The 2,311-nt window shown below is 63.9% G+C and carries 2 pseudogenes; both read left to right on the top strand.

Annotated features, from left to right (window positions below):
* The first annotated feature begins 194 nt into the window (after window positions 1-194).
* Window positions 195-1,710: pseudogene (gene istA, locus HNQ71_RS34530) on the top strand (IS21 family transposase).
* Window positions 1,707-2,311, top strand: a pseudogene (locus HNQ71_RS34525) (ATP-binding protein); the annotation flags it as partial. The pseudogenes istA and HNQ71_RS34525, both read left to right, overlap by 4 nt.

The following is a 2,311-nucleotide window of genomic DNA, read 5'->3' as shown; positions in this document are numbered from 1 at the left end:
TGCGGCGCGGCAATCAACGTGAGAGCGCAGCGTCAATCAGGATGAGAATGCCGGCGGATTGGAACGCAGGGAGGGCGTAGCCCGACTGGAGTTTCAATCCGCCGGCGGCGCGTTCCTTTTTCGGGGGCGTTCGTCTAGTGATCACGGTCGACCGGGTATGCCGGTGGTTTTTCCTGTTGGGGAGGAATCACTTTGTGCCCGGCCGCCACGTAACCGATCACCAGATGAGGCTTTTCATGAAGTTCCGGCAGACCAATACGACGGCCGTCGCGGCGGCGAAGGCGTCGATCAGCACGGCCACGGCCTATCGCATCGAGAAGGATTTGAAGCTGCCCTCGCAAAAGAAGGTTCCGCGGCAACGGCGCCGGCCCGATCCGCTCGCGGAGATTTTCGACGCCGAGATCGTGCCGCTGCTGCGGGCGGCTCCCGGCATCCGGTCGATCGCCATCTTCGATGAGATGATCCGGCGTCATCCCGAGCTTGGAGCTGGCATTCGCCGCACGATCGAGCGCCGGGTCCGAGCCTGGCGCGCCGTCCATGGCGAGGAACAGGAGGTCATCTTCCGGCAGGTTCACGTACCTGGGCGCATGGGATTGTCGGATTTCACCGACATGGCCGCCGCCGGCGTCACGATCGCGGGCCAGCCACTCGATCACCGGCTCTACCATTTCCGGCTCGCCTATTCCGGCTTCGAGCATGGGCATGTCGTGCTCGGCGGCGAGAGTTTCGTCGCTCTGGCGGAAGGCCTGCAGAACGCGCTGTGGTCGCTTGGCGGGGCTCCCCGCGAGCATCGCAGCGACAGCCTCTCGGCGGCATTCCGCAACCTTGACAAGGACGCCCGGGAGGACCTGACGCGCCGCTACGACGAACTGTGCGGCCACTACGGCATGATCCCTTCCCGCAACAATCGCGGCATTTGCGCATGAGAACGGCTCCGTCGAAGGCCCGCACGGCCATCTCAAGCGGGCGATCAATGACGCGCTGCTGATGCGGGGATCGAGCGATTTCGACGACCTGGCAGCCTACCGTCGCTTTGTCGACGATATCGTCAGCCGCGTGAATGCTCGCAACTCCAAGCGCATCGACATCGAGCGGGCCGAACTCCAGGAACTGCCCGCCCGGCGCACTTCCGACTACGAGGAGGTCACCGTGCGCATCACGTCATCGGGCGGGTTCACGCTGCGCAAGGTGTTCTACACCGTGCCCTCACGCCTGATCGGCCACCGCCTCAGAGTGCGGCTCTTCGATGATCGGCTGGATATCTTCATCGGCGGCACGCATCTCATGACGCTGCCGCGCGGGCGCGCCTCTTCAACCGGCAAGCACGACCAGGTCGTCAATTATCGGCATGTCATCCATTCGCTGCGCCGCAAGCCGATGGCGCTGCTCAACCTCGTCTATCGTGACCAGCTCTTCCCCCGCGAGGCCTACCGGCGAACCTTCGACATGCTCATAAAACGACTGCCTGAGCGGCAGGCCTGCCGCACCATGGTCGAGCTTCTGGCCATGGCGCACGAGCGCGGCTGCGAGAGCGAACTGGCTGATCAATTGACCGCCTCGCTACAGGCACGGCGATTGCCCGACATGGCTGCTTTACGGGAACGGTTCGCGCCGGATCCCGCCCGGTTGCCGAGTGTCGTCGTGCGCCTTGCTCCGCTCAACGCCTATGAAGCCCTGCTTGGCGCCAACCTGACAGGAGATGTGGCATGAAGACGAACCCCGCTGTCGATTCCGCCAGGGTGAGCTTGCTCCTCAACGAACTGCGCCTGCCGGCCATCAAGGTTATGTGGCCGCAGTTTGCCGAACAGGCCGACAAGGAAGGCTGGCCGGCCGCTCGCTTCCTGGCTGCGATCATTGAACATGAACTGGCTGAGCGCGACCGGCGACGTATCGAACGCCATCTCGCCGAGGCGCGCCTGCTGCCGGGCAAGACCCTCGACACATTCGAGTTCGAAGCCGTTCCGATGATCTCCAAGGCCCAGGTGATGGCCATTACCGCCGGCGACAGGCTGGCTCGAGAAGGGAGCTAACCTGCTTCTGTTTGGCCCTCCAGGCGGCGGAAAGAGCCATCTCGCCTCGGCCATCGGACTTGCCCTTATCGAGACCGGATGGCGGGTCATGTTCACCCGCACCACTGATCTCGTCCAGAAGCTTCAGGTCGCGCGCCGCGAACTCGGCCTCGAGGCCGCCATAAATCGCCTCGATCGCTTCCACCTGATCATCCTCGACGACCTCGCCTATGTCACCAAGGACCAGGCCGAAACGAGCGTGCTGTTCGAGCTCATCAGCGCCCGCTACGAGCGGCGCTCCA

This window comes from Mesorhizobium sangaii, from assembly GCF_014207355.1.
Taxonomy (GTDB): Bacteria; Pseudomonadota; Alphaproteobacteria; order Rhizobiales; family Rhizobiaceae; genus Mesorhizobium; species Mesorhizobium sangaii.
Note: the sequence above shows the minus strand (reverse complement) of the source record. Positions and strands in the feature narration are given on the sequence as shown.